The 3,647-nt window shown below is 35.8% G+C and carries 3 protein-coding genes; all 3 read right to left on the bottom strand.

Features of this window, described 5'->3' with window-relative positions; all coding sequences use genetic code 11:
* Positions 1–526 precede the first annotated feature (526 nt).
* The 3 genes from KO527_RS17345 to KO527_RS17335 all read right to left on the bottom strand — a co-directional run bounded on the left by KO527_RS17345 (position 527) and on the right by KO527_RS17335 (position 3,527).
* Entirely contained in the window at positions 527–1,180 is a 654-nt protein-coding gene (locus KO527_RS17345) for a serine acetyltransferase (protein WP_252733848.1), read from the bottom strand.
* 230 nt (positions 1,181–1,410) lie between these two features.
* Entirely contained in the window at positions 1,411–2,649 is a 1,239-nt protein-coding gene (locus tag KO527_RS17340) for a transposase (protein ID WP_216041544.1), read from the bottom strand.
* Between the two features lie 242 nt (positions 2,650–2,891).
* Positions 2,892–3,527: a hypothetical protein gene (locus KO527_RS17335; RefSeq protein ID WP_216041543.1), complete on the bottom strand. Its 636-nt coding sequence runs from the start codon at positions 3,525–3,527 to the stop codon at positions 2,892–2,894.
* Between the last annotated feature and the right edge of the window lie 120 nt (positions 3,528–3,647).

Here is a 3,647-nt window from a genome sequence, read left to right as displayed (position 1 = left end):
TTCAAATAAACGACAGCTGTGTGACAAGTTTTAAGACGGTAATTTACACAACATTTAAATTACAAATCGATTGGGTGAGTTAATAGCCATTAAGCTTTAGCCTGATTATATGCCTAAATACCTAAGCCTCTTGGCTTGATTAGACACTCAGTACGCGTGCATTAGTACAATAAGCAAAGTCGCTTACACCTGACTTGAGCCTGAAACTAACTGGTGCACATTATGCAACCAACATGCTTGAATAGTGCCTTGATCAGGTAAACCGATGAATGTCTCGATTCTGGCATCCTGCTTCATTCTACCTCCTAAATCCATTTAGTCGTAGTGCCCCTTGCTATACCATAAGGATATGAACTAAAGCAGGCAGCGATGAGATCGCAATAAGAGAGCCTCTATATGTGTTTGCCGTAAGCTACTTGCTTAACAGCCGCATCGACATACGAAGTAAACGGGTTTGTTTATTGATTTACATTTGACCGTCACTGCAAAAAACGGTCAAAAAGAACACTATTGCCTATTGACAGAGTTAAGGCTCATATGTGTTAGGTGCGTCGAAATAGTTCCTATATTTTGGGAATGTGCCGATAAATTCCATCATTCTTGATTTACTTGCTGCTACACTAACGCTTTCCGTTCCAGATTCACTAATTACTCTTGCTGGAATACCACCAATAGTTGTATTGCTAGGTACACATTTATTAACTACTGCATTAGCAGCAATTTGAACTTCATTGCCAATCTCAATATCACCAAAAATTTTGGATCCTGGGCCAATCCAGACATTATCTCCAATATTAGGGACTAAAACGCCTCCTTCTTTAGAGTTATTAGAACCGATATTAACCCCTTGGTGTATATCGCACCACATGCCAATATTAGAGTTTCCATTTACTACAATATTTCCATAATGATTGATTCTAAGCCCGGGGCCGAATACATTAGCAGGAATATCGAAGCCTAATCTAATACCAAGCCTGTGTTTCCTTAACTGGAATATTTTTAAAAATATTTTTGAGATCAAGCTAGGTGATATATTTTTGTAATACTCGACTTTTCTCAATAATATTTGGAACTTCCATATTTCATCATTTATAGCTGGTTTGTACTTTTTTCTACCTAGAGCAAATCTATCTGCATCAAGGTAAAAATTTAAGTCATTTTTATTTCTTATCATATCCATTCGAATTTCCTATATGAGATGAGCACCTAACAAGCCTGTAGAATAACTCGTTTTTATTATTATTTTTAATCGGAACACTTTACTGACATTAAATTGTTTTAACAATCAAAAACGCTTACATTTTTGGCAATTTTTACTTTTCGAATTATGAGAATTTAATATTTGCGATTTTTGTACTGATTTGTTGGTTTTTCGGTGGGATATGATGTTGTTTCGTGGCTGATTAACCCTTAATGCAGGCTATTTCTTAACTTTTCTATGTTATGAACTATACAATACATTTGCCATTGCGCATTCACTTTTTCTTGTCCTCGCAAGGTGAATTTATTCATGCCTTTATTCACTGTGATATTGCCAAACACAGGTTCTATAGCGCTCAATCTTTTACTGTATTGTCGTCTTCCTATTGGGCTATCTATCTTAATTCGCATTTTATCTGTATGGTAAGTTTCACTCACTTTAAATAGCGGGTTCCTACTTCTAAATTGCGTATCTGCGATATAGCTATCTAACCCAGTAGTAGCTAAATACTTTAAGTTTTCTTCACTATGAAACCCGCTATCTGCTGTGAACTTTGCTTCCGATAAGGTATTCGGTGTGCCTAACGCTTTGAGTTGTTCTTCTAGTTGTGTTATCGCTGGCTTCAAGGTTTGTTGCTCACCCACCGAGCCCCAAGTTTGAGCTTGTAAAATGATTTGATGTTTATCATCATTGATTGCAATCCCATTGTAGCCTTGGATTGTGCCTTTTGATGTGGTCATCTTTGCGCTATCAGGATCTGTTATATTACTTTTTACGGGCTTGCCTTTACTACCTAGTTTTTCTTTTTTTGTTGCCAAGTAATCAGCTATTTTGGCGGCACTTTTATCAAGCTTTTCTTTTTGTTTTAAATCGTGTGTAACTTCATCTTCAGGCATAATATCTTGTGATTGATGGCGGGATAAAATACGTTTACTGGCTTTTTCTAACTTCACTTGTTTACGTTCTAGCTCTTCAAATGTACCGCTCCATTCTTTGCTTGCATTGGATTTTATCTTACAGCCATCAATGGCAAACATATTACGGCCAATCAAACCTTCTTCATCACAAATCATCAGTATTTGGGTAAATAGAGGCGCTATTTGCTCACTCATTTTTGCCACAAAACTGGCTATTGATGTGTAATGTGGCTGAACATCACCCGATAAACTCATAAAAGTAATATTGGTTTCACACGCTTGTGCAATGCGACGACTCGACACTAAACCATGTGCATAACCAAGTAATATAATCTTTAACATCACCGTTGGCGGATATGCCGCTGCACCGCGTTTATCATTTTGATACCACGCATCAAAACCTGATAAGTCAAGACGGTTATCTACAATATGAGATAGTGCAAATTCAAATGTGCCAGGTAATATTTGTCGGGAAAAGTCGATAGGTATGAACTTATTTTGACAAGATAAATCAGGTTTACCTCTTTGCAATAATAAGTGCCATTTTGATGTTCAGTAGTTTAATAATATCTATTAGATCACATCAAAGATCTGGTATCAAGCTTAAAAAACAAACAAATAATAAAAACTAAAAAAGACACTTAAAAGTGTCTTTTTTATAAATTCTACAGCCTCAACGCCCGCATAAAATGCAGATAATGCTTGGCTATAATTAGCGAAGAATGAGCGCCAGCCAAGCGTTTGACGTCATTTTTGATGCGTTTGTTAGAGTTTTACTCAAAAGAATCCGGACAATGCGATTTCGAATCTAATCCATGTCCTTTAAACCCATATTCAAAGGTTTTCCAAGACAGAAAATATACCTCAGATTTATATTTCACTACTTCAAGAAATATATTCTCTTCATGGATTTTTAGCTTTAACACAAATTCAGTTGTATCAATACTTGGCGTTCTTCCATGGCTTGCTTCACTTTCTATAATGCATTCAAAGTCAGAAGCATTTAAAAAACCAACTTCTACTGGTGGACGTTTTTCTCTTATATCTCCTAACTTATAGAACTTTTCGAACTTTAAAGGTTGTTGAGTTTGTTTAAAGCTATTAACTAATTCTACATGAGAGTCATTTTTAATTTTTACTTGATAGTAAATAAATACAGCCGTAAAAATGATGACACCAATTGCAGCTAAAAACTTCAGTCCCTTATTTTCTTCGAAGTCTAAACCATGACAATATTCAAGAACTCGACCTTCACCACGTTCATTATCACTTTCTAATAATTTTACTATTGATTTCCCACCAAACCAAGCAACGTTCTTATGAATCCAAACGTCACGATCTTTGATTGAAGAAATTTCACTTATTGCATCTTTGATACGTGGAGGTAATTCCTGAAAGCCTTTACTCATTGTTATTTAAAACTCTAACGCCCAAATAATGGGCTAAAAATAGTTGATTAAAATAAGCGACGAAGGAGCAAAAACCAACTGTTTTTTGTCCCGCTTGAACAGCTTGATAATCATTGAGCC

The organism is Pseudoalteromonas sp. C2R02, from assembly GCF_018860845.1.
Lineage (GTDB): Bacteria > Pseudomonadota > Gammaproteobacteria > Enterobacterales > Alteromonadaceae > Pseudoalteromonas.
The sequence above is the reverse complement of the archived record's forward strand: the minus strand, read 5'-3'. Positions and strand labels throughout refer to the sequence as shown.

What these genes read in the sequence shown, in the direction of transcription:
- KO527_RS17345 (WP_252733848.1), bottom strand. Translation starts at nt 1,180, where the DNA reads ATGGATATGATAAGAAATAAAAATGACTTAAATTTTTACCTTGATGCA.
- KO527_RS17335 (WP_216041543.1), bottom strand. Translation starts at nt 3,527, where the DNA reads ATGAGTAAAGGCTTTCAGGAATTACCTCCACGTATCAAAGATGCAATA.